This is a genomic window from Pusillimonas sp. DMV24BSW_D (assembly GCF_011388195.1).
GTDB classification, from domain to species: Bacteria; Pseudomonadota; Gammaproteobacteria; order Burkholderiales; family Burkholderiaceae_B; genus Neopusillimonas; species Neopusillimonas aestuarii.
This window is the reverse complement of the sequence record NZ_CP049990.1, coordinates 2964314-2989904: the sequence shown is the minus strand read 5'-3', so window position 1 is coordinate 2989904 and position 25591 is coordinate 2964314. Positions and strand designations below refer to the sequence as shown.

General features: G+C 50.8%; 22 protein-coding genes. 16 read left to right on the top strand and 6 right to left on the bottom strand.

What is annotated here, in order from left to right; all coding sequences use genetic code 11:
* Nucleotides 1-44: 44 nt before the first annotated feature.
* Together groL and groES are read right to left on the bottom strand one after the other, a co-directional pair.
* Nucleotides 45-1691 carry a chaperonin GroEL gene (groL, locus tag G9Q38_RS14320; RefSeq protein ID WP_166132126.1) on the bottom strand — a complete coding sequence of 549 codons (1647 nt, stop codon included), beginning with the start codon at nucleotides 1689-1691 and terminating at the stop codon, nucleotides 45-47.
* 35 nt (nucleotides 1692-1726) lie between these two features.
* On the bottom strand, nucleotides 1727-2014 hold the full coding sequence (gene groES / locus G9Q38_RS14315) for a co-chaperone GroES (RefSeq protein WP_114421545.1): 288 nt from the start codon (nucleotides 2012-2014) through the stop codon (nucleotides 1727-1729).
* Nucleotides 2015-2633: 619 nt separating this feature from the next.
* On the opposite strand from groES, the gene G9Q38_RS14310 reads away from it, so the two are divergent.
* Nucleotides 2634-3482, top strand: a complete 849-nt coding sequence (locus G9Q38_RS14310; protein ID WP_166132125.1) for a hypothetical protein — start codon at nucleotides 2634-2636, stop codon at nucleotides 3480-3482.
* A gap of 909 nt (nucleotides 3483-4391) precedes the next feature.
* Here the strand turns inward: G9Q38_RS14310 and G9Q38_RS14305 are convergent.
* Nucleotides 4392-5738 (bottom strand): DUF5623 domain-containing protein, encoded by a 1347-nt coding sequence (locus tag G9Q38_RS14305; RefSeq protein WP_166132124.1) that lies wholly within the window; start codon nucleotides 5736-5738, stop codon nucleotides 4392-4394.
* A 779-nt stretch (nucleotides 5739-6517) separates the two neighbouring features.
* On the opposite strand from G9Q38_RS14305, the gene G9Q38_RS14300 reads away from it, so the two are divergent.
* The 5 genes from G9Q38_RS14300 to G9Q38_RS14280 all read left to right on the top strand — a co-directional run bounded on the left by G9Q38_RS14300 (nucleotide 6518) and on the right by G9Q38_RS14280 (nucleotide 13240).
* On the top strand, nucleotides 6518-7690 hold the full coding sequence (locus G9Q38_RS14300; protein WP_166132123.1) for a hypothetical protein: 1173 nt from the start codon (nucleotides 6518-6520) through the stop codon (nucleotides 7688-7690).
* Nucleotides 7691-9108: 1418 nt separating this feature from the next.
* Nucleotides 9109-9396 (top strand): hypothetical protein, encoded by a 288-nt coding sequence (locus tag G9Q38_RS14295; RefSeq protein WP_205962307.1) that lies wholly within the window; start codon nucleotides 9109-9111, stop codon nucleotides 9394-9396.
* Between the two features lie 58 nt (nucleotides 9397-9454).
* Nucleotides 9455-10608 (top strand): IS3 family transposase gene (locus G9Q38_RS14290; protein WP_166132122.1). Its coding sequence is split into 2 segments (ribosomal slippage): nucleotides 9455-9701 and nucleotides 9701-10608, totalling 1155 coding nucleotides; the frame shifts between segments, so codons are not numbered across the junction.
* 94 nt (nucleotides 10609-10702) lie between these two features.
* Nucleotides 10703-11941 (top strand): phosphoribosyltransferase-like protein, encoded by a 1239-nt coding sequence (locus G9Q38_RS14285; RefSeq protein ID WP_166132121.1) that lies wholly within the window; start codon nucleotides 10703-10705, stop codon nucleotides 11939-11941.
* A 168-nt stretch (nucleotides 11942-12109) separates the two neighbouring features.
* Nucleotides 12110-13240: a reverse transcriptase family protein gene (locus G9Q38_RS14280; RefSeq protein WP_166132120.1), complete on the top strand. Its 1131-nt coding sequence runs from the start codon at nucleotides 12110-12112 to the stop codon at nucleotides 13238-13240.
* Nucleotides 13241-13470: 230 nt separating this feature from the next.
* Here G9Q38_RS14280 and G9Q38_RS14275 read toward each other — a convergent pair whose 3' ends face one another.
* Together G9Q38_RS14275 and G9Q38_RS14270 are read right to left on the bottom strand one after the other, a co-directional pair.
* Nucleotides 13471-13617: a transposase gene (locus G9Q38_RS14275; protein WP_166132119.1), complete on the bottom strand. Its 147-nt coding sequence runs from the start codon at nucleotides 13615-13617 to the stop codon at nucleotides 13471-13473.
* 153 nt (nucleotides 13618-13770) lie between these two features.
* The gene (locus G9Q38_RS14270) at nucleotides 13771-14859 is read right to left on the bottom strand and encodes a DUF4238 domain-containing protein (protein ID WP_166132118.1); all 1089 of its coding nucleotides are present in this window, start codon (nucleotides 14857-14859) and stop codon (nucleotides 13771-13773) included.
* Nucleotides 14860-15316: 457 nt separating this feature from the next.
* Here G9Q38_RS14270 and G9Q38_RS14265 point away from each other — a divergent pair, with 457 nt between their 5' ends.
* Nucleotides 15317-16285 (top strand): diacylglycerol/lipid kinase family protein, encoded by a 969-nt coding sequence (locus G9Q38_RS14265; protein ID WP_166132117.1) that lies wholly within the window; start codon nucleotides 15317-15319, stop codon nucleotides 16283-16285.
* The gene (locus tag G9Q38_RS14260) at nucleotides 16282-17088 is read left to right on the top strand and encodes a metallophosphoesterase family protein (RefSeq protein ID WP_166132116.1); all 807 of its coding nucleotides are present in this window, start codon (nucleotides 16282-16284) and stop codon (nucleotides 17086-17088) included. The genes G9Q38_RS14265 and G9Q38_RS14260 overlap by 4 nt, the downstream gene beginning before the upstream one ends.
* Before the next feature lie 41 nt (nucleotides 17089-17129).
* Here the strand turns inward: G9Q38_RS14260 and G9Q38_RS14255 are convergent, their stop codons facing one another.
* Complete coding sequence (locus tag G9Q38_RS14255) at nucleotides 17130-18149, bottom strand: CNNM domain-containing protein (RefSeq protein ID WP_166132115.1); 1020 nt, start codon at nucleotides 18147-18149, stop codon at nucleotides 17130-17132.
* Nucleotides 18150-18249: 100 nt separating this feature from the next.
* Here G9Q38_RS14255 and G9Q38_RS14250 point away from each other — a divergent pair, with 100 nt between their 5' ends.
* The 8 genes from G9Q38_RS14250 to G9Q38_RS14215 all read left to right on the top strand — a co-directional run bounded on the left by G9Q38_RS14250 (nucleotide 18250) and on the right by G9Q38_RS14215 (nucleotide 25557).
* The gene (locus G9Q38_RS14250; RefSeq protein WP_166132114.1) at nucleotides 18250-19191 is read left to right on the top strand and encodes a LysR substrate-binding domain-containing protein; all 942 of its coding nucleotides are present in this window, start codon (nucleotides 18250-18252) and stop codon (nucleotides 19189-19191) included.
* A gap of 127 nt (nucleotides 19192-19318) precedes the next feature.
* Nucleotides 19319-19750, top strand: coding sequence for a RidA family protein (locus tag G9Q38_RS14245; RefSeq protein WP_166132113.1), 432 nt, complete (start codon nucleotides 19319-19321; stop codon nucleotides 19748-19750).
* A gap of 3 nt (nucleotides 19751-19753) precedes the next feature.
* A complete protein-coding gene (locus G9Q38_RS14240; protein WP_166132112.1) occupies nucleotides 19754-20326 on the top strand; it encodes a 3-hydroxyanthranilate 3,4-dioxygenase in 573 nt (190 codons plus the stop codon).
* A 34-nt stretch (nucleotides 20327-20360) separates the two neighbouring features.
* Nucleotides 20361-21353, top strand: a complete 993-nt coding sequence (locus tag G9Q38_RS14235) for an amidohydrolase family protein (RefSeq protein ID WP_166132111.1) — start codon at nucleotides 20361-20363, stop codon at nucleotides 21351-21353.
* 61 nt (nucleotides 21354-21414) lie between these two features.
* Nucleotides 21415-22401 carry a TRAP transporter substrate-binding protein gene (locus G9Q38_RS14230; protein ID WP_166132110.1) on the top strand — a complete coding sequence of 329 codons (987 nt, stop codon included), beginning with the start codon at nucleotides 21415-21417 and terminating at the stop codon, nucleotides 22399-22401.
* A gap of 30 nt (nucleotides 22402-22431) precedes the next feature.
* On the top strand, nucleotides 22432-22986 hold the full coding sequence (locus G9Q38_RS14225; RefSeq protein WP_114421553.1) for a TRAP transporter small permease: 555 nt from the start codon (nucleotides 22432-22434) through the stop codon (nucleotides 22984-22986).
* Nucleotides 22983-24245 carry a TRAP transporter large permease gene (locus G9Q38_RS14220; protein WP_166132109.1) on the top strand — a complete coding sequence of 421 codons (1263 nt, stop codon included), beginning with the start codon at nucleotides 22983-22985 and terminating at the stop codon, nucleotides 24243-24245. The genes G9Q38_RS14225 and G9Q38_RS14220 overlap by 4 nt, the downstream gene beginning before the upstream one ends.
* A 178-nt stretch (nucleotides 24246-24423) precedes the next feature.
* Nucleotides 24424-25557: an FAD-dependent monooxygenase gene (locus G9Q38_RS14215; protein WP_166132108.1), complete on the top strand. Its 1134-nt coding sequence runs from the start codon at nucleotides 24424-24426 to the stop codon at nucleotides 25555-25557.
* Nucleotides 25558-25591: the final 34 nt, after the last annotated feature.

The following is a 25591-nucleotide window of genomic DNA, read 5'->3' as shown; positions in this document are numbered from 1 at the left end:
CTGGAAGCAAGCGTGCCCTGTGCTGGCAGACCGATGGAGGGAGATTAGAAACCGCCCATGCCACCCATGCCGCCCATGCCGCCCATATCGGGCATCGCAGGAGCAGGTTTGTCTTCAGCAATTTCGGCAATCGCAGCTTCTGTTGTCAGGAGCAGTGATGCAACCGAAGCAGCATTTTGCAAGGCAGTGCGTGTGACTTTGGTTGGGTCAAGTACGCCTTGCTCAACCAAATCACCGTACTCGCCGGTAGAGGCGTTGTAACCATAGTTACCTTTGCCTTTGGCAACTTCGTTAACGACCACGCTGGGTTCGTCGCCGGAGTTGGCTACGATGGTGCGCAGAGGTGCTTCGATAGCACGCAGAATCAGCTTGACACCGGCGTCTTGGTCGATGTTTTCACCCTTGACTTTGGCTACAGCGTCTTTCACGCGAATCAGTGCAACGCCACCGCCGGGAACGATGCCTTCTTCAACTGCAGCGCGGGTTGCGTGCAGTGCGTCTTCAACACGTGCCTTCTTCTCTTTCATTTCCACTTCGGTCGCGGCACCAACGCGGATGACAGCAACACCGCCTGCCAGTTTGGCAACGCGTTCCTGCAGTTTTTCACGATCATAGTCGGAAGTGGCTTCTTCGATTTGAACGCGGATTTGCTTAACGCGTGCTTCGATGGACTTGGAGTCGCCAGCACCGTCGATAACCGTGGTATTTTCTTTACCCACTTCAACGCGCTTGGCTTGACCCAGATCTTCAAGCGTGGCGTTTTCCAGCGAACCACCGGTTTCTTCCGAGATAACGGTACCGCCGGTAAGAACCGCGATGTCTTCCAGCATGGCTTTACGACGGTCACCAAAACCAGGTGCTTTAACAGCAGTGGTTTTCAGGATGCCGCGCATGTTGTTAACAACCAGCGTAGCCAGTGCTTCACCTTCAACGTCTTCTGCAATGATCAGCAAAGGACGGCTGGATTTGGCAACTTGCTCCAGTGTAGGCAGAAGGTCGCGGATGTTGCTGATCTTCTTGTCGTAGATCAGAACATAGGGGTCTTCCAAAATAGCGGTTTGCTTTTCGGGGGTGTTGATGAAGTAGGGTGATAGGTAGCCACGGTCGAATTGCATCCCTTCAACGATGTCGAGTTCGTTGTCGAGTGACTTGCCGTCTTCAACAGTGATAACACCTTCTTTACCCACTTTGTCCATTGCGTCAGCAATGATTTTGCCGATGGAGGCATCACTGTTTGCGGAAATGGAACCTACCTGAGCAATTTCCTTGCTGGTGGTGCAGGGGCGTGACAATTTAGCCAGCTCTGCAACAGCTGCGGTAACAGCCTTGTCGATACCGCGCTTCAGGTCCATTGGGTTGATGCCGGCGGTAACGTATTTGATGCCTTCTTCAACGATGGACTGAGCCAGAACGGTAGCCGTAGTGGTGCCGTCGCCGGCGGTGTCGGAGGTTTTGGAAGCCACTTCCTTAACCAACTGAGCACCAATGTTTTCAAACTTGTCTTTGAGTTCGATTTCTTTGGCGACCGATACACCGTCTTTAGTAACGGTAGGGGCGCCGAAAGAGCGCTCAAGTACCACGTTACGGCCTTTGGGGCCCAGGGTGGTTTTAACTGCGTTGGCCAGAACGTTTACGCCACGAACAATGCGTGAGCGGGCGTCGTCGCCGAATTGAACTTGTTTAGCTGCCATGTTGTTTAATTCCTTGCTGTATTCTGTGTTGCGGATTACTGAATCACGGCGAGGATTTCATCCTCACGGATTACGAGCAGTTCTTCGCCGTCAACCTTGACGCTTTGGCCGGCGTATTTGCCGAACAGAACCTTGTCGCCTGCTTTAACGTCAACAGCAATCAGTTTGCCGTCTTCGGTTTTTTTGCCGGGCCCTACAGCGATAACTTCGCCTTGGTCGGGTTTTTCAGCGGCGCTTTCAGGGATAACGATACCCGAAGCGGTTTTACGCTCGTTGTCCAAACGTTTGACGATCACGCGATCGTGCAAAGGACGCAGTGCCATGAAGGAACTCCTGTTTCAAGAAATGTTGGAAAATTTCAATTCCGGGGGCGCTTGTTAGCACTCACCCCCATCGAGTGCTAATTATAAGGATGAAGTGGCAGACTTCAAGGGGTGGGGTGGAGATTGTTACATTTTCGATGGATGTTCTTTGGGTGTCGATTGTCAGTGAGTTTGGAATTTACGTCACTGAGTTTGGAACTCATGGAAACGTGTAAATCTAAGTTGGGTGCAGCTTGCGTGTGTTTTCTGGGTTAGAGATGGGTTTTTTAATTCCCGGATAAGTTGTAAAGCTAAGGTTCCCAACAACGTTCATGTTGCGGCGAACTGGGGTGCGATTTTTATTCAAGTAGGAATTCGCCTACTGTCGTCGATTCCCATTGGTGAAGGGAAGATACTGATTTGTTCGGTTGTCTGCTGACGGCCAAGAGCAGTCGTTCATCTACCATCTATAGAAAAACATAACCGCTTAGACTAAAAGAATCTTGAGGTACTGTTTATATAGCTCAAGGGAAGGCGATGACGCCGAGGCGCACCTCCCCTAAACGATCTTATGTGGACTTCACAATGCATCCAGCAATAAGCGGCAGAGCTCAAAATTAATATGACAGGTAGCTAAAGTATGGATAAAAACCCTTGGGATACCCTCGGCTGGCGGGCTCTCAGCAGAGAGTCCAAACTAGTTCGACACTTACTAGGCTCAGGAGTGACTGCCTTAGGTAGAGCGAATTATGCAGATCAGACTGGTGAATATTACACCGCATTTTTCGGGCTTTCCGTTGGGGTAGAGAGGCTTGCTAAGTTAATTTTGGTAGCTGATTACGCCTTATCTAATCGAGGGAGGTTGCCGACACAGAGCGAAGTTAAGAAGTATGGTCACAACATTAAGAGTTTATTGATGTTGATCAGTGTAATTGCAGAAAAACACTCGATCAAGTTACAGTATTCAAAGCCAACCACAATAATTAGCGAGAAAATCGTAGAGTGCCTGGATGCCTTTGCCGATGCAAGCCGGGGAAGATATGCCAATTTCACCGCACTAGGTGATCCGAACATTGAGGGACAGTTTGAGCCAATCCGAAAATGGTGGACCGAGGTCGCCGAGCTAATTTTGCAAGAGCACTACTACGGGAAAAAAAAGGCACAAATCCGAGTGGCGAGCAATGCAAAGATAGTCGATGCAATGATAGGGAACTTTTCAGCAGTACTTCATTTTGATGAAGCTGGTGGGGTTATGAGTGATGTCATATCTGCATCAGTTCGTACGGGACAGACAAAATATGTTCAAAAGTATGGTAGATACCACGCCTTGACAGTGATTCGATGGATGTCAGATATATTTTGTGAGCTTTGCAGAAAAGCGTGCTATGAATTTCAAATAGTTGAATTTTTTGGCCATCACGAACTTTTCTGGACGTACACGGTTGACGATACTTTTCTGAAAAATCGAAAGGTGTGGCCGTTGAGTTGATATCTTGGACTACCTGATGATACCCGAAGGAGAGTTATGCATATCCCACTTTCTCGTGATCCCTCTAGGTCAATGTCCGTAGATCCGCACAGGACAATGTCCATTGATCCACGGCGAACCATGTCTATTGATCCGAATCGGACGATGTCCATTGATCCACACAGGACAATGTCAATCGATCCACGGCGAACTATGTCTATTGACCCGAACCGAACAATGTCTAGCGATCCGCACAGGACGATGTCCATTGATCCGCGACGAACCATGTCAATCGATCCTGTTAGGACCATGAGCATCGATCCGACTCGCTCGTTAAATATTAAAGGGAAATATATTTTTGATTTGGGGCGCAATCCCGTAGGGTTCTCGGTAACCGCAAATGACAGAGTAATTCTTGTCTTTGATGCGAACCGGAATTGGACAGCCTTCGCTGTATCTAACAATAGTGGAGGATTCAATCAGTTCAATACTGATAGAAACTGGGTCGCTTTTTGGGTTCCGTCGGGGGCTGGTAATTTCAACATATTCAATACTGACGGGCGTTGGACGCATTTCACTACTTAGGCTATAAATTTAAACCGACACTGCTTCGCGAGGCGGCGTGGCTCAGGTGTTAATTTTCCTCAATCGTCTTTTTAATACTCTGACAGTCTCCTTTGGGTCGATATGCGACAGACGCAATTCGGCCTGCAGCGGTAGATGGCGTCCACTGAAAACAGCGTCTCTGTCAGCGGCGATACGCCTTGCTGGGTGTGTTGTTAATGCCCGTTGTCCTTGACCTCATGGGCTGGACGAAGCGGTCGCTAGACCTAGACGACTCCGCCGGCGCACCCTCCCGGGCCCGCAATCTGGAAGGGGATGCCCCCTTCCGGAGGGCACAGGGGTGGCAGTGGGGAGCGTCCCTTATCGTCAGGTGGCGGCTTGGGCGCTCTGAACGCTCGAGCCGACCCCAATGCTCTTGCTCCGAGAGTTTGCCAATTCACTGACAGCCGCTTCGAAAACGGCAAGCAATTGACGCCGTGGCTTGCAGTCGGCATAACCCCGCTCGACGATGGCCTGCGCCATCGAGAGCATTTCCACAAGCTCGGCCTCCGAATTGCCGACTATCATGCGGCCGCCATAGTAGATGTCGTACGCGTCATCGCCCAACTGGTCCTTGTGCTCCATGAGTGACCAGTCCTCTAGATCAGACCGCGCGCTCGATAAATTTCGATGAACGCGGCGGGAAAAAATTGTAGAAGAAGCTAGCCCTTGCACCAGCGGTCCCAACTGCTGGTGCAGGTCGAAGGGCATCGCCTTTGCTGGGCGCCAGCTTGAGGGGATACCCGGTTGACCACCATAGGGCGTGGCGCCGTTGCGTTCACCCCAGGACGGGCCTGGGCGGCGCCGACGTGGCTTTGCATCCGCTTGGCGTTTGGGACTGACGAAATCGTCGTTGCATATCCCTGTCTCGTGCGGCCAAGGCTCTGGTTTAATAATGGCTTTAATCTTGGCCAGCGCGCCAGCGACACGGTGCAGCAGTGCTCCATCAGGGCTGATTAGGCAGGGCGTACACTCACCAGCGTAGTAAATGCCCTCCCAGCCTGGAGGCATGATCATCTTCAAGCCATTGCGTTCAAGCCAGCGCTCTCGTTCCGCTGTGCGGTTTTCAATTGCACGCGCATAGGGTTCATCGAGACACACATAGCTTTCGGTCGCTGGGACGAACCAATCTGACATATGGTCGCGCCCTGGCAACTTCGTCAGCGCTTGTTCGATAGCGTCGTACCTCTTTGTCGACACTGGCTGCAGGCCCGTCGCTTCCATAAATCGGAGGCTCCGCACCGCCGAAAGCAAACGTTCGCGTGCTACATTCTGCCCATCCACATTGGTCCGGTATTCCAAATGGTCTTCGTACTCCATTCGAAATCCATGCAGACCACGTCCACGGCCAACGCGGTGTTTGGCCACGATATCGGGCAGCGGCCGGGAGAGATTTACACTGAAGATCTCGCGACCGGCCCATATCTCCCCGGGGCGGCGTTCGCCGCGACGTGGACGCGGCGCATACCAATGTACAGAGAGAAAAACGGGAAATCGTTCTGACTCGACCTTGCGAGCGAGATTACGCTTCGCATGCACGAAGTTTGCGAACCCTGCCTGGCGGCTGGCTTCATCGAGCGCGCGAGTGTGAGGGATATTGTGCTCGCGGCAGATTTTCTTAGCGAGCTGCTTAATGCCGTCCACAGAAGACGGCCGAATGCTGGCGATATTCATGCGATTCAATCCTCAAAGCCTAATGCACAGCGTCACCGTCGCCACTGCATAGGCCGGAAATGAAGGCATCGGCCAAAGAGAATCAATAAGCACTGCTCGAGGAGCTTCGTGAGACGGTGTCGCGCGCGTGCCAGCGCTTAATAAGCTTACCCGGTTGTACGCGCCGACGTCAACCAGTAGGCTCGTTCAAACCCACACGGCTCCGCCTAAGCTCTGGTTGAGCGGGCCCGGCTTGCTCCAGCGTAGCAGCATGGGCTCTTCCCTACGGTTGACTGTCGTGCGGCGAATTCGAACTGAGATGTCGCTAAAAAGTGACATGGCGCCGGCAGACACAGCGTTAGAAGCGTTAGCTGGACTTCTTTGGGCCTCAAATTAACGGTCCTCCGTCGTTAGCCGCGCGCCGCCTCAACCTACACACCCTTTACAGGCTAACGTGAGCGAACTAAATCTCAAGTTGAATGAGATTCCACAACCTCCGCCCTCTTGTGAGCGTCGATCAGGAGTCCGTACGCCGGAGCACATGGGTGCTCATCACTCGAGCACGTTGTGACAGGCTGCTTATGGCCGAACCGGCCATCAGGAAAGCTCACAAACTGGCAACTTAAGTCGTGAAGTCGCCTACTTATAGTTAGCTAGCACGCACATGCGCATATTTGTAAGCTATAGTCACGAAGACAAGCGAATAGCCGACGTCATCGTCAACAGGCTGAACAAGCGGACGGCTATGCCACTTCTCAATTCCAACGTTATGTCTCTTGTTGTGTTACGGAGCGTCTGATTTGAAGGGAAAGAGCCACAGCATTCTTCGCGGGGTAAGAGCTTTCAGTCCACTGCTACAGGCCTATGAGGCCGGCCATACGATAGAAGAGATCACGAGCAGTGTTATCGAAGCGCTAGCCCCATATTTTGAAAATGCTGAGATGCTTGACCGGTATAGCGTCGACTTGCTAACTGCTGAAGCTGTAAACGTCGCGAAGATACGCAGTGCAGATTGGGCATCGAGTTTGTTCGATCAATGCCTACGCATCCGTCGACAATGCTTAGTCAATGACCCAGACGATTGTGCTAAAACCTGCGCCTCATGGGAAGAGGCTATTGGAAAAGCACTGTCGCTTTATTGGAGCGCAGTACGTCTCGAGCATGAAAAGGCGGATTTGCCACTTGATGAATTCGCCTACGAGCTGTTCCGTAACATTGGCGGCCTGATTGAAGGAACGCTCCAAGTCTATCTAAAAGAATTACTTCACCTCGCTCAGCGCTCGCAAGGTGAGTCCGTAACGTTTGCCGAGATTGAGACCCTAGACTTAGGGGCGACGATTCGGTTAGTTGGCGAAAAGGCCGATATCGCCCCGTATCTGACTTTGCACCCTTGGAACGTTCCACTAAACCAGTGGCGAAACATAGCTCAGCATTACTCCATGGACTCGAGTGGCTCTTCGATTTTCTGTCGCTATGGGGCAAGGCGTCAGCATAGTATTACGCTGACGAGAGCAGAGCTGATGGAGGTTGCGCGGGATCTATTCTTGCTGTTTTCCACAATACGAACCGCGCAGACATTATTTGTACTCGACCACGCTGATGCGCTTGTTGTGCATTGCAAGGGATTTGTGCGTAAAGAGGCCGACATGCAGTTTCAGTTTGCGGTCGGCGCAGCTTCGCAAGGCTTCGAGGTTGTTGAGTTAGACGTTTCGGAAGATTACGCCAGGGCGGTGTTGGCTGATCTCACAGTACAGGATCCAGATGCCCGCTCAATTCATGCCTCGCAATTTGTCTACCCACTATGGAGCGCCACTCGCTCTCAACGACTCATCATCGACTACAGGGCCAAGTCGGGCAATGTCACGCTTCGAGCAACCGCTACAGCAGAAGATTGCAGGAAGGTATATGACTACACTGAAGACTTCGCCTATCTAGCAAAGGTCGTTTGTCTTGAGCTTAATCCCGCGACATAACATGCCGCTCAACCAGCCGCTATTCAGTTTTTTCGTGCTCGGAAACGATAAGAGCACACTTGAAAATGAGCTATAACAGGATTTTTCACACAGCCTCGAGCAGAAGCCGAGGGTACAGGCTATCGCGGACAGCCGAAATTTGGCCTTGCATTTTTAATGTTTGTCTAACTTTACTGGCTTTTAGAAACACCCATGAGTAGCCAAGAAGACTCCTTTTATCTAACATACAGTAACGCTTTGGCTGTCATCTAGATTTAGCAGAGCATCACCTACAACTCAGGAGCCTCCCTAATGGCACGACCAGAAATTCCCGGCATGCGCACATGGCCGCGAAATCTCAGCACATCTCAAGGCGGGGGCCTCTCAACGTCGCAGTATGGTGGGATGTCAACTTCGCAGCACGGTGGCGCGTCGACATCGCAGTATGGTGGTCTCTCCACCTCCCAGTACGGAGGGATGTCTACCTCCCAATATGGTGGGCTATCTACCTCTCAGTACGGAGGTCTGTCGACGTCGCAATATGGTGGGCTATCTACCTCTCAATATGGTGGCCTTTCCACTTCTCAATACGGAGGTTTATCTACGTCCCAGGGCGGCGGAATGTCTACGTCTTCGGGCTTGGTCTACAAGAGCAATATTCCACCTTGGCCATACTTTGTGCGAGAGCTAGAGGCTCGAGGTTATCAGGCGCAGGCGAACCTAATCCGCCAGTATCTACCGAGGTTCCTTTGGCCCGAGAACTTCTTCTAGACTTATCTGGAGCGGTGTAACGCCTGCCGCTTCTTCAAGCGGATGCTTCACGAGAACACACATGCCGACTGCAAATAACTTCAGCAAATCACCCAGCTGTTTGATCGTAACCACTCATCGATCCAGCGGATTCTTGCGGAGACTGTTTGGTTAAAGTAAAACAGGTTCCGCAGCGGGAGCCGCGAACTATCTATAGTAGCGCTCTTCGGCCTCGGCCGGTGGCACATGGCCAATCGATCAGAGCAACGTTTGAATCGGCCAGCTTTTTAGAATACCTGAGGTTTCACCTAGAGCATCGGTAGTCGAAGCCTGGACATTGATAGAAACCGCAGCGATTAAAAATGGATTAACCTCTGGAACTGCAATTCAACGCACCAACCCAAAGATGATAGTAGAGTACCTAATTAACTCAGGTAAATTTCATCTGAAAGTATCAATTTAATTGAGCAGTTACGAAGAATAAGAAATCAAGCATCGCATATGCCGGATTTCGCAATAAGTCAAAATGAGGCAGAAAGGTATGTGGATTTAGCTGTTCAAAGTGCTGGAGTAATCAATGCAGCCAAAAGCTAACAAGGTAATTAAAAATCGCCTACAAAAAGCGTGGACTGGACTCGCTAGCCCTCGCCTTTTATTGCGGCGTTAAATCATAAACCAAGGAAATCAGCTTGAACCAGAAAATCTCCGAACGATTCACAAATTTGATTGAAGAGATCGATGCTATAGAAGCCTCTAAAACTAGTTCCTCTGGAGGTTTTGGTGACGGCTGGAAAATCGATAGCGATGCTTTTCTTGCTTGGCGCGTGAAGGCAAAAAATATAATCCTCCAAGTATGCGGTGAAAAGTCCCAACATTTTATTGAGTTCACTCAGTCTGAGAAGGTTGGCGGCTTGGGGGATGGCTATCACAGTGCCCTAAAACGAACGCGAGCCGTATTCAGCGCCGCGAAAGATTGAATCGGCCAGGGTTTACTAGACGCTTTTTAGCCTCATAATACTCACTGAGGAGATGATTATGAGCACGGCCCGATTTACGGAAGAATTCAAGCTTGAAGCGGTCAAACAAGTGACCGAACAACAACGACCAGTGGCTGAGGTTGCTGGCCGGCTTGGTGTATCGACCCACAGTATTTACGCTTGGGTTAAGCGTTACAGCAAATCAGAACATCAACGCGACCAAGATGACGCACAGACGGCGGAGTTAAAGCGGCTTCGGGCTGAGGTCAATCGATTGACAGAAGAGCGAGATATCTTAAAAAAGGCCGCCGCGTACTTTGCCAAGCAATCCGGCTAAAGTACGCGTTTATTCAGCAATACTCGACCCAATACTCCGTGCGCCGCCTGTGCCAAGTGCTTGATGTTCACGTAAGCGGCTACTACGCCTGGCGACGCAAACCCCATGGTCCCAGACATCATGAAGATCAGCGATTACTGGCCTTAGTTAAGCCGTCCTGGCTTGAGAGTGGACGCGTATATGGCTATCGCAAAGTGCACCATGACTTACGTGCTTTGGGAGAGTCATGTAGCCGTCATCGGGTTGCACGCTTAATGCGCAATCAAGGATGGCGTGCCCAGGTTGGGTACCGCCGCCGACCTGGCTTTTATGGCGGCCCCGTTCATAACGTAGCAAGCAATCTGCTTGATCGACAATTCGATGTGACAGCGCCAAACACGGCCTGGGTAACAGACATCACATATATCCGCACCTACGAAGGGTGGTTGTATTTGGCTGTCGTCGTGGACTTGTTTTCGCGTCAGGTTGTGGGCTGGTCGATGGATTCGCGCATGAGCAAAGACCTGGTTTTACAGGCTCTGCTTGCAGCGGTATGGCGACGCAAGCCCAAGCAAACTGTCATGGTGCATTCGGATCAAGGCAGCCAATTTACAAGTTATGAATGGGCCGCTTTTCTGGCTGCCCATAACTTGCAGCCTAGCATGAGTCGACGAGGCAACTGCCACGACAATGCGGTTGCCGAAAGCTTTTTCCAATTGCTTAAACGCGAACGCATCAAACGTAGAATCTATAGCAACAGGGAGTTGGCACGCCAAGATATCTTCGATTACATAGAAATGTTTTACAACCCGATTCGGCGCCATGGTTATGCCGCCAACCTTTCGCCGGTAAACTACGAACGGCAATATTTTTCTGAGGCAAAAAATAGTCTATAAAAGGCTGGCCGATTCAGGGATGACAAGCCTGGGGGAGCGAATTTTTAACTCGAAGGCTGCTACCCACAGCCAAGCTTGATTGGTAGAATTGGTCATGGCGTTCGAACCTCAGTCCCCCGACCTATTGCTCACTGCGCTTGGCCGAACATGGCTCGAGCAGTTTACTAAGGAACACCATCCCCTTATTCGCCAGTTAACAGATGCGCTTGCTTTGGTTTCTACACAGGAGTTCGAACGGACGCTGCAGCGCTCAATCGAAAAACTTGTGAAAGATTGCGATGGGCCTGTGGCTCTGTATGCCGCGAGAGAGGTTCCAAGTAATTCGAAACTAGACTTTCGAGAAGGCGGCTCTGGACTAAATTCCGTCTACACAGGAAGTGATTTGGGAAGCGAGGCGCGTGTTGCTAGTCTTTTGCGTCAGCTTTGCAGGACGCAAAAGGGGCATCTGCTTCGACAACCAAGTATCGAATCACTGCTCCAGCATCGGGTCCACGATGTCATCATCGTCGACGACGTCATAGGCTCTGGGCGCAGGATCTGGGGCTATCTAGACCAGCTTTGGAATGATTCAACGACAAAGTCTTGGTGGTCGTATAAAAAAATTCGCTTTACGGTACTTGCATACGCTGGAACAACTCATGGTGTCAACCGTGTGAGCAGACACCCCTGCAAGCCCAACGTACAGGTACACCGTTATTGTCCAACCGTGGAGGGGCTACCTTGGCCACGAAAGCAGTTAAGTGTAACCAAGCAGCTTTGCAGAAGCTACTCTGAAAAGTATGCGCTCCGAGCAAGCCATCTCGGTTTTGGGAATACTGCGGCTTTGCTAGTTTTTGAGCATGGATGTCCGAATAACGTGCCCAATATCTTTTGGGCAGACTCAAAGCGGGCGGATATGGGTTGGCAGCCGCTCTTTCCAGGACGAGCCGCAGTAGCAGAAACGGCTAGTGTGTTTCCTACAGAACTAGCAGCTCGTACCCCTGTCAGTGTCTTGCTTGCCGCACGACAGGAGCGTGTAGCAGGAACTCTGTCTTCTGTTATGCAGCGGCCTCTACCGCAAAACATTATTATTACTTTGGCACTGCTAGGTAGAGGGATCCATCGAGTGGAAGCTATCGCGCATGCAACTAACCTGAGTGTTGACGAATGCAAGCTATTATTGGAAACATGCGTTGCCCAGGGTCTGATATCTCCTCGACGGCGGTTGACGGATGCGGGTGTGGCTGAGCTCAAAGGGATAGCGACCGCAGTTAAGCCTCGCATGAACGATGTTTTAAAACTCGGTGAGGACTGCTATTATCCTAAGTCGTTGAGGGACCGCAGTGTTGGTTAGCGTTTACCTTGGCCTATGTTTTCAGCGGCATGGGTTGGGGCGCGGATTGCCGCTGCCCTCTGGAATAGCCCAAGCTTTGGCGGATGTTAGAGGCGACTCTTCCATCCTTCGGAGCCTCGGGTCAGACTCGCCTCTCACTTCCGCTCTGCGTAATTGAAGTAGCTGACAATGTGGTCTTCTCAACACTATCTTGCTCAAGGAAAACAGCTTCAGCACAACAATGAAGTCTTGCAAGAAGCCTTGAAGCAAAGTCGAAGGCTAGTGCAACATCGCCCGCAGCCGTTGCCAGTCATATTGACACTTTTCCATCTAGCAAAGCGCACCGGAGTTCCATATTCCGCACTGCACGCATATGTTGGACGCCAAGCAATTGAACCTTATCGCCGTTTTCGAATTCGTAAACGTTCTGGTGGGATTCGTCGCATTTGTGTGGCTGAACCAAGGCTAGGTTCGATTCAAGCGTGGATCGCTGAGAATATTCTTCAGCGAGCTGAAGTGCACCCAGCGAGTCATGCCTTTAGGAAGGGCGACAGTATCTCGCGGTGTGCTGAAGTGCATGCCGGAGCTCGGTGGCTAGTAAAAATGGACATCGCCGATTTCTTTGGAAGCATCAGCGAGATTGATGTTTTCAGGGTTTTCAAATCCTTGGGATACAACCCTCTAGTGTCCTTTGAGCTGGCTCGCATCTGTACTGAACTGCCCGCGAAGTCTGCCAAGTACCTTCTTCCATCATGGCAGCTTCACCATACCAGGCGTCAAATCCCTGGCTACAGTCAGAAGCATGTGGGCCGTTTGCCGCAGGGGGCCTCAAGCAGTCCAATGCTAGCCAATCTATCAATGATTCGTACAGACCAAACATTGTCTGAAATTGCGAACAGCTTTGGCTTGAAATACACAAGGTATAGCGATGACCTAACTTTCTCAACTGCCGGTGACTTTGACAAAGCCAGCGCTTATGCGCTTATTGAACAAGTGGCGAATGTGCTGAAAAGGCGCAACTTGTTTCCAAATAGGGCAAAAACTAGTGTTGTGCATCCCGGTGCACGTCGAGTTGTTCTGGGTTTGCTAGTGGATGGAGATGTGCCCCGTTTAACTCGGACATTTCGCGACCGACTCCGACAGCACCTTTATTACTTGGAGAAGCACGGTATAGTGGCTCACGTTCAAGCTCGTGCATTCGAGTCTGCTGGAGGTCTTTATCGTCATCTGCGTGGGCTAATTGATTATGCGAACTCAGTCGACCCTGCTTATGCTGCCCCTCTGTTGGCACGTTTGGAGGCCCTCCCGTGGCGGTCCTGAGTCACGAATACGGGCTGAAAAAACGGACAGGTCACTTGGGCGTGCCCCTTTCTTTCGGTCGCTCTCTCGTGTAATAGTGGTGAGCTGATCCAATACCAAGACCGAGGAATACAACTAGCAAGCTACCTAAGATGATTAGTATTGAGCTAGACATGGCGTTTTCTCAAGTAAATATAGGACTAGGGAGTCAGTTTAATCAATCTTGTCCACCACACCCTAACGTTCCATAACTATCCATTTCTAGACTGCCCAATGTCTTGCTCCAGGCATAAATCGTCGCTTACACCGTGGCGCTTGGCGACCTCGCGTGCTGTGTCCTCGTCAGTTTCGTGCAGGATTCGAACAATTTGTTTGTCGTTGTATCTGGTCTTCTTCATGTGCCTCCCACTGTACAAGAGGCCATTGTCTCAAGTCGCCGTGGGTCGAAAAAGCCCGGACAGGTCACGGACTCAACAGGAACAATCGGATAAAGCGCCGCTACCAGTGTGGCGGATTGCCAATCCTTTAAGTTACCAGCTATGACTAATGACTCAAGGTCGCTCTCGCCAAAAATCCCGACTCGACGAGAGCCTTGCGCGGGACAGTCTGACATAACCAATACCTGTCCCGTTTGTGTATACCGATCCATTTGCGCGAATGGAAATTTGACTTGGCCAGATTCCGGGGTGAGGGTGTATGACTTGTGAATGCAGGATCGCTTCTTTTGTCTCATCTCGTGCTTCCGGCGGTATCACAACATAGCGAGTGTGACTGAGGTCGTTACTGTCAAGCTGAGCGTAGTGGATAACGTGTCGTTCTTTTGGTCGCGTAGCCTCTATATCCGAATAGTGTTTGAACAAGTCGTTTGCGTGGGCGGTGTCGTGTACATAAACGTTGGCCGTGCATTGAAGGAATTGGTGCCGATTTAGTGCAATGGCATCGCGGGGGTTCTTAAGTTTGATCACGCCACGCTCGTTTGGGACGCTGTATACGTCGCCGTCGTAACCCAACAGCAATAGCTTCGGAGTTAGAGGAAGGATTACTAGCACACCTGCGGATCCCACTCCAAAAGAGAGCCCGGGGGACTTGTCTTGATCGAGCCGCCACTTATTGGTAAGCACTGCGGGGTTATCTGAGGTTATGAAAGGTACGCCTGTACTATTTTTTATTACACAAAATTTTAGGTCGTCCAATTCATGCATGGTGCCGACAAATCCCCGACAAGCAATCTGTACAGCCTCTTTGATGCTAAGTGAGAACTCAGTCGGCGATAGGTCTACTAGCTTTCTTGTCGACTCCATCAGTTGGACGGCTCTTATTGCAGCAGCTTCGGTCCGAAGGTGTTGGAACAACCAAAATTTACTGAAAACTGTCTTATTTGCTTCGGACAGAAACCGACTATTGCTCACGAGATCCTTCAGGGCGCGGCCATACCCTGATTCGATTAGCTGTATTGCGCTTTCCAGCTTTTCATCAGATCCGTAGAAGTAGTCCTTAGAGCATTGACTTTTGACAGGAGCATTAGGGATCAGTACTTTTCGATCAAGATTGATTAAGCTAATAGCCAGACCAGCAGCTCCCAACGTGAATGGACGTAAGTGACAGCGAGGAACAAAGTGCTGGTTTTTGTTGGTTGCCATTGGCTCGCGTCTCCGGCTTGCAGGCCTAATAATTAAAAGGTGCGTGAATGCACAGTGTTTTGTGCATCATATTGTATGAATCGGTGGCCGGTCAGCAGTTGCCTGTTATTCGGCTGATTAGGGCATGGACCCGCGCCTGGCCGATGCTGTGTGAAAACTCCGCCAAGTAAGATATAAGGGGGACTTCTCATAATTACTTGCGTCAAGAAAAATCCATGCAGAGCTGCCATCAATGGGTTCGGAAAATTCCAAACTCAGTGACGCAGAGTACGGAAAATTCCAAACTGAACGACGAACGGATACTAAACTCAATAAGTAAGAGTTCGGTAAGTTATTGATATTCAATGAGCGGCATTTCCAAACTCACTGACAATCGACAGCAAGCAGCAGGCGTTTGCGGTTCCGCGTCTGGGAAACTACCATATGCCATTGAACAGAAAATAAAGTCCAGACAACCGTGCAACCCCTATCACGTAAGCCCGAACCCGCACTCTTTTTTATCGTTAATGGCGGTTCGGGGCGACGAAATGTAGACGCTACGCGCCAGGCGATTGAATTCGCCATGAGTTCGACGGGGCGCAAGCATCGCATATTTGTCATCGAAAACGTTAACAGCATGGAAACCACGGTTCAGGAAGCCATTCGAGCGGCCCAAGAGGAACACGGCGCTGTGGTGGCGGTTGGTGGAGACGGGACAATTAATTTCGTGGCGGCCGCCGCCTTGGCAAGTCGTTGTTTGTTCGGGGCCGTGCCGCAAGGCACGTTCAATTACTTTGGTCGCACGCACGGTATCCCCGAAGAGATCACCGAAGCGCTCGACGATTTACTGCATGGCGCCCCTGTGCCGGTACAGGTTGGTTCGGTGAACGACCATATTTTTCTCGTCAACGCCAGCGTGGGCCTGTATCCGGAATTGCTGGAAGATCGTGAGAAATTCAAGCAGCGGTATGGGCGCAGCAGGCTGGTGGCGCTTTGGTCGGCCGTGGTGACGGCATTTCGGCATCATCGATATCTGGACATGGCGTTGGAGCAAAACGGCACGCAAACACAGTTTCGAACCATGACGCTTTTCATTGGAAATAATCGCCTTCAGCTTGAGCAGGTTGGTATGCCGCAGGCAGAGTCAACAAAGCAAGGCCAACTGGCGGCAATCGCGGTTAAGCCTGTAGGAACGATGGCGATGTTGTGGCTGGCTGCGTGCGGCGCGTTGGGACGATTGTCCGACGCAGAAAATGTCAAGGGTTTCAGTTTTCCCAGTCTCACCGTTGTTCCGTTGGGAGTGTGGCGAAATGCGCGTAAGCGTCGCATTAAGGTTGCGACAGATGGTGAGATTATTTGGCTGCACGCACCGCTGAAGTTTCGTGTGGCGCCCGAACCCCTGCTATTAATTAAACGTCGTCGCGAATCAAGATTGGACGCGCCATGAGGGTGCTGCTGCATATTTCGGACCCCCATTTCGGCACCGAGCGGCCGCAAGTCGTTAAGGCACTGGAACGCCTGGCACATGCCCAGGCGCCTGAATTGGTGATTTTGTCTGGAGATATTACCCAGCGTGCGCGCAAGGCTGAGTTCGCTGCGGCCGGCGCCTTTATGGACCGGCTGGCAGTGCCTTCCCGACTGGTTATTGCCGGTAATCATGATATCCCGCTGTTCGACCTGGTTACCCGCATTTTCGGACCTTATTCGCGCTACAGGCGGGTCTTTGGTTCCGACCTTGAGCCCGTTCATGATGCACCGGAATTGCTGGTTATCGGTGTGCGGACAACGCGCCGTTATCGGCATATTGAAGGCGAGGTTTCGGCAAGGCAGATCGAACATGTGGCCCGACGCTTGGAACAGGCTGATGAAAGCCAATTGCGCATTGTCGTCACGCACCAACCTGTTTATGTCATTCACGCTGAGGATGAGGAGCATCTGCTGCGCGGTCACCAGAAAGCCGTTGCCGAGTGGGCGCAGGCCGGAGCCGATCTGATACTGGGTGGCCACATTCATCGTCCGTTTATTTCAGGGCTGCACGACACCCTTAGCAGCCTGCAGCGGCCGGTGTGGGTTGTTCAGGCCGGCACTGCCGTGTCGACCCGTATCCGGCATGACTCAAACAACTCCGTCTATCTGATCCGGCATGGCTTGGCGGGTGGAGCACGCCAATGTGAGATTGAACGTTGGGACTATGACGAGGATTTCAATGAGTTTGCCATGATACAAAGCAAGGCTTTGCGAATTGCATAATGCCAATGGCCCGCCTTTTGCACTGACGCGTACTTTTTTTATTATTCTTCCAGGCTCTTCAAACGATGTCTCCAACGTCGTTTGGCATAACGGCGCATGCTGGGTATGTCGTCGGTTTCATCCATAATTGGCTTGCCCAGAATTGTTTCGATGACGTCTTCCAGTGTGACCAGCCCTTGCCAACTGCCATATTCGTCATACACAAGGAACATATGCTGTCGTTCCTGAATGAATTGGCTCATGGCGTTCTCGACACTCATTTTCTCGTTAACAACGGTGACCGGCTTCATCAGCGTTGAAATATTGGCGTCGGGGTCGGCATCGATGACGTCGTAACGGAATAAAAGGCCCAGCGGGTTCTCGTCCTTGTCGATAACGGGATAACGCGAAAACTGGCTTTCCTGAACGTGGCGGGTGAACTGGCCAATGGTCATGTCGGGTGAAATATATTCACAAACGGTGCGCGGCGTCATGATTTCGTGAATCCGCATATCGTGCAAATCCAGGATGTTGGCGATCACGCGCTGCTCGTCTTCATCCAGTTTGTTCATTTCGCGCCCTAATATCGACAACGCTTTAATTTCCTGGCGTACATCGTGCTCGGGGGCGGGGCCGCCGAATAGGTCCATAATTCGGTCGGATAACCAAATAAATGGTTTCAGGATAAAAATCATCTTGTTCAGTGTTCCGGGCAGGTAAGGGGCAATTGCCGGCCAATACCGCGCACCCATTGATTTGGGCAGAATTTCAGACAAGATTAGGATGAGGATGGTCATTACGGCCGAGGCAATACCCAGATAACCGTTGCCGAATACAACGGTAACCTGCGCGCCCACGCCTGTGGCCCCGACTGTGTGTGCGATAGTGTTGAGCGTAAGAATGGCGGCCAAGGGTTGGTCGATGCGGTCTTTCAAAACCCTCAGCTTCTCGTGTAATTTGGGCTTGGTCAGTTTGAGTTGGGCGATATAGCTTGGCGTGATGGATAAAAGTGCAGCTTCTAGTATTGAACAAAGGAATGAAATGGCAATAGACAGTACAGCAAATGCTATAAGAAGACTCATGTCGAGCGTATGACCTGAAAAATGAAGTAGTCTAATGTTAAGGTTTATGTCAGCTTGAGCGCAAACCGCGTTAAGTGCTCAAAACAATCAAATGGCGTCAATGATGAGTTTTTCAAATCAATCGCTGGTTCGGCGTTTGAAATTGCAGCAATTGGCTGTTTTTGAACGGGTGCTAAGTTGCGGCTCATTGTTGGCTGCGTCTCGTGAATTGCACATGACGCAACCGGCTATTACCAAAATCATTCAGGAACTTGAGGAGCATTTCGGGCAAATATTATTGGTACGATCCCGGCGCGGCGTGCAGCCCACAGATTTTGGCCTGATGCTGCGCAATCACTGCCGCACGCTCATGGCCGACTTACGTTATCTGGCCGATGATTTGAATTCCTGGAGTGCGGGCGTATCCGGCCAGGTTGTCGTTGGAACGTTACTGGCGGCGTCTGCTCAACTGTTACCTGGCGCCGTACGTCGTCTGCGTGAAATGGCACCCAATGTCGTGGTTCAGGTCAGGGTCGGAGTCAACGACAAAATGTTTCCTGAGCTGGCAAGGGGTGAGCTTGATGTGGTCGTGGGGTTAATTCCCTTGCATGAAAAGAACCCCGACTATGAGCACGTTCCGCTTTACGCCGAAACGCTTTGCGCGGTGGTAGGGCGCCAACATCCTTTGGCCGCAAGTCGCACGATTTCGGTTGCACAACTTGAGTCCTGGGACTGGATTTTACCGACGTCCGAATCTGAGGCCTCGCATTCGGTTGACCACTTTTTTGAAACCTTGAAGATGCGCAAGCCAACCCGTATTGTTGAGTCGGTTTCAATCATGACGAACCTGGGTTTGTTAGTGGACTCCGACATGATCGCCATCATGCCTTACAAAGTCGCCGCTAAATTTGTTCATCTTGGTTTATTAAGCGTTTTACCTGTGGGGCAGGATATCCCGTTTGGCTATGTTGGTTATACCTTGGCAAAAGGTCGAACTGCGTCGCCCGCCACCCAACGTTTGCTTTTAAGCCTGCACGACGTGGCTTCGCAAATATCGCCTTAAGTTTCGTTACGCGTTTCCCCGGCTGGGCAGGTTACCTGATATTCCATTTGCTTATACCTGGGCCCAAAGAATTTATTATTCACGTTCAGTTGTGTTCGCTACAGTAGGCAAATAACAGGAGACTTACATGAGCAGTAAAGAATCAGCGGTTATTGGTGGGAAAGCCAAGCCGCGGGGCCGCTTTCCGCATTATCGGCGCGCCGGCGATTTCATTTTTGTTTCGGGCACCAGTTCGCGTCGGCCTGACAACTCCTTCGAAGGTGTCGAGGTCGATCCCATGGGGGTGACCAATCTGGATATTCGTGCTCAGACTCGCGCCGTGATCCAGAACATCGCCGATATTCTTCAGCATGCAGGTGCAGACCTCGAAGATCTTGTTGAAGTTCAGGTGTTTCTGGTGAATATGAATGATTTCGGCGGCTTTAATGAGGTCTGGGCCGAGTTTTTCGATCATGACGGACCAACGCGCACAACGGTGGCTGTGCATCAATTGCCTCATCCTCACCTGTTGGTTGAGATGCGGGCAACGGCATACAAACCGCTTTCAGATCAGGAGTGAGCGATGAATTTTAAATATGGTTATCCACTCAATTTCAAAACCTGGCTCGATGAGCATGCGCATTTACTAAAACCCCCCGTTGGTAACCAGCAAATCTGGCAGGACAGCGATTTTATGGTGACGGTTGTCGGTGGGCCGAATCAGCGTTCCGATTTCCACGATGACCCGGTCGAGGAGTTTTTTTACCAGTTCAAAGGTAACGCGCAACTTTTAATGTGGGAGAACGGTGAGTACGAACGTGTTCATTTGAAAGAAGGTGACATATTCCTGATGTCGCCGCATGTGCTTCATTCGCCGCAGCGACCTGAAGCAGGAAGCTTGTGTCTTGTTATTGAGCGTCAGCGCCCAACGGGTGAAAAAGATGCGTTTCAGTGGAGTTGTGCACGATGTGGCCATGTACTGCAGCGTTATGAGCTTGAACTGAAGAATATTGTGAAAGACCTTCCTCCAACCTATGAGCGTTTCTACAGTACCAACGAGGCTGAACGCACCTGTACCAAATGTGGGGAAGTGCACCCCGGTCGGGATTTTGAGTCGTGGCACGCGACCTTGAAAGCCTCTCACCCTAATTTATAAGCTTGCTTGAAGTTTCCGGCATGGACATTACAGAATGATCGATATTCACTCTCATTTTTTTCCGCTTATTGGTAAAGACGTCGCCCATAAGGTGGACGCTGAAAAAGCAGCATGGCTGCGTGTGGACGAAGGCGGCCAGAAAGGCCATATTATGCTTGGGGATCAACCTTTTCGGCCTGTGTACCGCGCGTTGTGGGATCCGGCCTATCGCGTGAAGGAGCTCGATGAACAGGGCGTTGATACCCAATTGGTGTGCTCAACCCCAGTCATGTTTGGTTATACGTGGGACCCAGCCAAAGCCGCAGATTGGGCGGCACAAATGAATGAGCAGGCAATTGCATTTTGCGCAGATCACCCCACTCGTTTAAAGGCTTTGTCGCAAGTGCCTTTGCAAGATGTCAAGCTTGCTTGCGCCGAGGCCTCCCGGGCGCAGGCTGCCGGATGTGTGGGCGTGCAAATTGGTAATCATGTGGGTGAAAAAGACCTTGATCACCCGGATTTGGTTGATTTTCTTATTCATTGTGCCAATGAAAATATTCCGGTTTTTGTTCACCCATGGGACATGATGGGTGGGCCGGGCCGCATGAAGCAATGGATGTTGCCGTGGCTTGTTTCCATGCCCGCGGAAACGCAGTTGGGCATGTTGTCGTTGATTTTGTCGGGCGCTATGGAGCGTATTCCTGAATCGTTAAAAATTTGTTTCGCCCATGGTGGAGGCAGTTTTGCCTATTTGCTGGGTCGCGTCGACAATGCCTGGAAATATCGCGATATTGTGCGAAAAGATTGCCCTCGTCCACCTTCTGAATACGCGCGTCGTTTTTATTGCGATGCCACCATTTTTGACCAGGGGTCACTGCGTTTGCTGGCCGACGTACACGGTGTCGATCGCCTCATGATGGGGTCGGACTACCCGTATCCGCTAGGTGAGCAGCCTATTGGTTCTTTGGTGCAGGCATCATCGTTTTCTTCAAACGAAAAGCAACAAATTCTGCACGACAATGCTATAACTTTTTTTAATCTGGCTTAAGTCGCCAGTTTCAAGAGAATGGGCTTATTAAATGAGTCCTTTCAACATCGAGGAGACAGCAATGAAAATACGAAAAATTGGAACTTTAATCGCGGCGGTGGCGGGCGTGTGCGCTTTCAGTGCACCGGCGTTGGCCAAAGATTTCCGTATGGGCCTTATTACACCTCCCCCGCATATCTGGACGCAGCAGGCTAACGGCTTTGCGGAAGATCTTAAAGAAGCCAGCGGTGGCAAACATACCGTGTCAGTTTTTCCGGCCGGCCAATTGGGTAGTGAGGCGCAAATGCTTCAGCAAATGCAAACCGGCGCCCTTGATATGGCATTTCTTACCATCGCCGAAGCGTCTAACCGGGTAGAGAACCTGGGGGCGTTGTACGCACCTTATCTGGTTCGTAATGTCGACGAAGCGGCTGAAATTTTGAAAACGCCGGCGGCAACCAATTTGTTGAAAGAGCTGCCGGCCAAAGCGGGTGTTGTGGGCATCGGCTACGGTATGGCCGGGATGCGCCAAATCTTAACGGCCAAGCCGGTTGAGACCGCCGACGACTTAAGTGGCATGAAGCTGCGTATTACGCCGTTAGATCCGATTCGTGATTTTTATATCGACTTGGGCGCCGCACCGACACCGTTACCATTGCCTGCTGTATACGATGCGTTGGCTAACGGGCAGGTCGACGGCATCGATATGGACCTCGAGCTGATTTGGGCTTTGAAGTTTTGGGAAAAGGCCGATACGATTCTTGTTTCCAATCACATGATGTTCCCGATGGTGGGCGTTGTCTCAGCGCGGGTGTGGAAAGACATGAGCGAGGAAGATCGTAAAATGATTACCGATCTCATGAGCAAGCGCCTGGATATGGTGATGGCTGAGTACAAAGCAAAAGAATCGGGTTGGGAAGAAAAAGTGCGTGGCACGGGCAAAACCATTAAAGATGTCGGCCCCGAGTTTTTCGAGGAAGAGATTGTGGAATGGGAAGACACCTGGTCCAAGCGTACACCGGAAGCGCTTTCCAGCCTGCGTGAAGCTGCCAAGAATATTAAAAAATAAAGTTTTCTCAAGTTAGTGAAGGTGCCCGCTATGTTGCAGCGATTATCAACCCGGCTCGCCCAAATCGAGCTGGTGTTGGCAGGTTTTTTTGCGTTGTTGGTAACGATTCTTATCATATACAACGTGATTACCCGCGCCATGAATAACTCTCAGTTTTGGGTTGATGAGGCCGCTATTTTTGCCATGATCTGGATGTTGTTTCTGGGAACAGCCGTATTGTTGAAACAACGCCAGGCGGTAGCAGTGACCGCGCTGGTAGACGTGCTACCCAGGAAGTGGCGGCGCATAGTGGGTGTCTTTGTTGATTTAAGTGTTTTGCTGTTCGGTATTTTGCTTTTGGTGTTTTGCTGGAAATGGTATGCCCCCCTAGACATGATCCAGGCGGGCTTTGATAAAGACGCATTCAGCGCGGAAACGTTTAACTTCATGTACCAGCAAAAGGCGGTAACGCTGCCCATGTTCAAGTTTTGGGCATGGTTGATTGTCCCGTACTTTGCGGTGTCGCTTTGCTTTCATACCTTGGTTAATTTAATGAACGACCCGCGTGGCCACTATATGGATGAATCCGAGGGGCAGGCATTATGACGTTTTTCGTGTTTGCCCTCTTATTACTTTTGCAGGTTCCCATAGGCATTTGTCTTTGTTTAACCGCGGTGTTTTATATTTGGTACTCAGGCAACACGGTCTTGTTTGAGTCGTACGCGCAGCAGTTGTTTGGTTCGGTTGAATCATATGGCTTACTTGCTATTCCGTTATTTATTCTGGCCGGCGAGTTAATGAACGAGGGTGGGCTGACTCGCCGTCTCATCAATTTTGCTCGGGTATTTTTCGGTGGCTTTCGCGGTGGCCTGGCGTACATTAATTTGTTGGCAAACATGATGATGGCCTCCATTATGGGTTCGGCCAATGCGCAGATCGCCATCATGTCTCGGGCCATCGTGCCGGAAATGGAGCGCGAGGGGTACGACAAAACATTTTCAACCGCCATTACGGCAGCGGCCGGCCTAATGGGCCCCATTATTCCGCCGTCAATGCTATTCGTTATTTATGGGGTGCTGGCACAGATATCCATTGGTGACATGTTTATCGGCGGGATCATTCCCGGGATATTGATGGGGTTGGCATTTTTCCTGATCGTGGCGGGTTTCGGGTTTATACATACGTACCCGAAAGGTTGCTGGCCCACTGCGAAAGAGGCTGTGCAGTCTGTTATTCAGGTTGTTCCCGCACTGGGTGTGCCCATTATTATTATTGGTGGCATTTTGTCTGGCTTAGCTACGCCTACAGAGTCGGCCGGTTTGGCTTCATTGGCGGCTTTGCTTGCGGGGAAGTATTGTTATGGCGACCTGAAATTGGGCGTTATGCCTGATTTGTTGAAACGCACCGCTTTAAACTCGGCTTTGGTTGTTTTCCTTGTTGCGTCGGCGGGTGTTTTTGGCTGGACCATCACGTTTGAAAAAATCCCTCAAATGGTTGCCGAATGGATTGGCGCCAGTACCTCAAGCCCATTTGTTTTTATGCTGCTGGTGATGGCTCAACTGCTCATTGTGGGTATGCTTATTGAGGGCATTGCCGCGTTAATTCTTGTTGTGCCTATTTTGTTGCCGATAGCGGTTGACCAGTTTGGGATTAGCCCGGTTCATTTTGGCGTGGTTGTGTGTTTGAACCTGGTATTAGGGCTGTTAACGCCACCGGTGGGTACAGGTTTGTTTGTTGCGTCCGCCATGACAGGCATTAGTCCAATGAAAATTGCCAAGGCGCTCATTCCTTTTCTGGTGAGCGTTATTCTTTTATTGATCTGGTTCAGTTACGATCCATGGCCTGTCATGGTCTTATTAGAATAATTTTTAAGGTCTTTGCCGGCCTTTCATAAAATCACACTCTATTCAAAAAGGCGTTACGTTTATAGGCGTAGCGCCTTTTAATTTGGTTATGGGGCTTGCCGGTAACCATTACAATGGCTCGTCACATGCCTGTGATGGCACAAGTTAATGAACGCAACGCTTTGAATTAAAGGCAAGAATGAAAGTAAATATTTTGGGCGGTGGCCCTGCTGGTTTGTATGCTGCTTACCGAATTCGTCGTGACCTGCCCAACTCTGAAGTTCAGGTGTTCGAGCAAAACGATGCGCACACGACCTTTGGCTTTGGGGTAGTGTTTTCCGACAAAGCGCTCGAATTTTTACGAGCCGGCGACTCGGAAACGCTTGATTTGATTACCGCCGGCCTGGAAAGTTGGAGCGACATAGAAATCAATATCCACGGCGAGCGTATCCGAATCGACGGTATTGGGTTTACGGGTATTGCCAGGCTAACGCTGTTAAATATCCTTCGCGAGCAGGCGCTTTCGGTGGGGGCCAAACTGATTAACAGCCATGTGGTTAAAGACCTTGCCCAGCTCGATGATGCGGATCTGGTCATTGGCGCAGACGGCGTCAACTCGTTGGTTCGTAAAACCCATGAAGCCGAATTCGGCACCGAGATCAAACTGCTTGAAAACCGTTTCGCTTGGTTTGGCGCCACCCGGCCTTTTGATGCGCTTACGCAAACGTTCAAACAACATGATGGCGGTTTTTTCAACGCGCACCACTACCGGTACACGCCCGACATGAGCACTTTCCTGGTGGAAGTGGATGCACAAACATTCCAGAAGGCGGGTCTTGAAGACATGTCGGAAGAGCAATCACGTGAGTATTGCGAAAATGTCTTTGCTGATACGCTGGCCGGAGCAAAATTAATTACGAACAAATCGTTGTGGCGTCGCTTTCCTGTTGTCAGCAATAAGAATTGGACAGTAGGCCATCGGGTACTGGTGGGCGATGCATTAAGAACAGCGCACTTTTCCATTGGTTCGGGTACACGTTTGGCGCTGGAAGATGTACAGGCGCTATCGCAGGCCTTGTGTGAGCACCCCGATAATGTGGCTGATGCGTTGGCGGCATACGAAACGCAACGTCGCCCCATTGTTGATAAGCTGGCCGGCGCAGCCACGCGCAGCGCAACGTGGTACGACAACTTCCCTACCCATATGCAGCTGCCTGCGTGGGAGTTTGCGATGAACTACATCAGCCGTTCGGGGCGAATCGACCACGAGCGTTTAAGAGCAATGTCGCCTAAGTTTGTTGCGGGGTATGAAGCGTGGAAGGCATCAGCATGACTAGTTTTTAAATAAGTATTTCTCAGAAATTCGA

Bases quoted from the DNA above. Each gene is read 5' to 3' on its own strand.
- G9Q38_RS14310 (WP_166132125.1), top strand. From the start codon at position 2,634: ATGGATAAAAACCCTTGGGATACCCTCGGCTGGCGGGCTCTCAGCAGA.
- G9Q38_RS14270 (WP_166132118.1), bottom strand. From the start codon at position 14,859: ATGGCAACCAACAAAAACCAGCACTTTGTTCCTCGCTGTCACTTACGT.
- G9Q38_RS14255 (WP_166132115.1), bottom strand. From the start codon at position 18,149: ATGAGTCTTCTTATAGCATTTGCTGTACTGTCTATTGCCATTTCATTC.
- groL (WP_166132126.1), bottom strand. From the start codon at position 1,691: ATGGCAGCTAAACAAGTTCAATTCGGCGACGACGCCCGCTCACGCATT.
- G9Q38_RS14240 (WP_166132112.1), top strand. From the start codon at position 19,754: ATGAATTTTAAATATGGTTATCCACTCAATTTCAAAACCTGGCTCGAT.
- G9Q38_RS14260 (WP_166132116.1), top strand. From the start codon at position 16,282: ATGAGGGTGCTGCTGCATATTTCGGACCCCCATTTCGGCACCGAGCGG.
- G9Q38_RS14285 (WP_166132121.1), top strand. From the start codon at position 10,703: ATGGCGTTCGAACCTCAGTCCCCCGACCTATTGCTCACTGCGCTTGGC.
- G9Q38_RS14250 (WP_166132114.1), top strand. From the start codon at position 18,250: ATGATGAGTTTTTCAAATCAATCGCTGGTTCGGCGTTTGAAATTGCAG.
- G9Q38_RS14225 (WP_114421553.1), top strand. From the start codon at position 22,432: ATGTTGCAGCGATTATCAACCCGGCTCGCCCAAATCGAGCTGGTGTTG.
- G9Q38_RS14280 (WP_166132120.1), top strand. From the start codon at position 12,110: ATGTGGTCTTCTCAACACTATCTTGCTCAAGGAAAACAGCTTCAGCAC.
- G9Q38_RS14245 (WP_166132113.1), top strand. From the start codon at position 19,319: ATGAGCAGTAAAGAATCAGCGGTTATTGGTGGGAAAGCCAAGCCGCGG.
- G9Q38_RS14275 (WP_166132119.1), bottom strand. From the start codon at position 13,617: ATGAAGAAGACCAGATACAACGACAAACAAATTGTTCGAATCCTGCAC.
- G9Q38_RS14305 (WP_166132124.1), bottom strand. From the start codon at position 5,738: ATGAATATCGCCAGCATTCGGCCGTCTTCTGTGGACGGCATTAAGCAG.
- groES (WP_114421545.1), bottom strand. From the start codon at position 2,014: ATGGCACTGCGTCCTTTGCACGATCGCGTGATCGTCAAACGTTTGGAC.
- G9Q38_RS14235 (WP_166132111.1), top strand. From the start codon at position 20,361: ATGATCGATATTCACTCTCATTTTTTTCCGCTTATTGGTAAAGACGTC.
- G9Q38_RS14230 (WP_166132110.1), top strand. From the start codon at position 21,415: ATGAAAATACGAAAAATTGGAACTTTAATCGCGGCGGTGGCGGGCGTG.
- G9Q38_RS14220 (WP_166132109.1), top strand. From the start codon at position 22,983: ATGACGTTTTTCGTGTTTGCCCTCTTATTACTTTTGCAGGTTCCCATA.
- G9Q38_RS14215 (WP_166132108.1), top strand. From the start codon at position 24,424: ATGAAAGTAAATATTTTGGGCGGTGGCCCTGCTGGTTTGTATGCTGCT.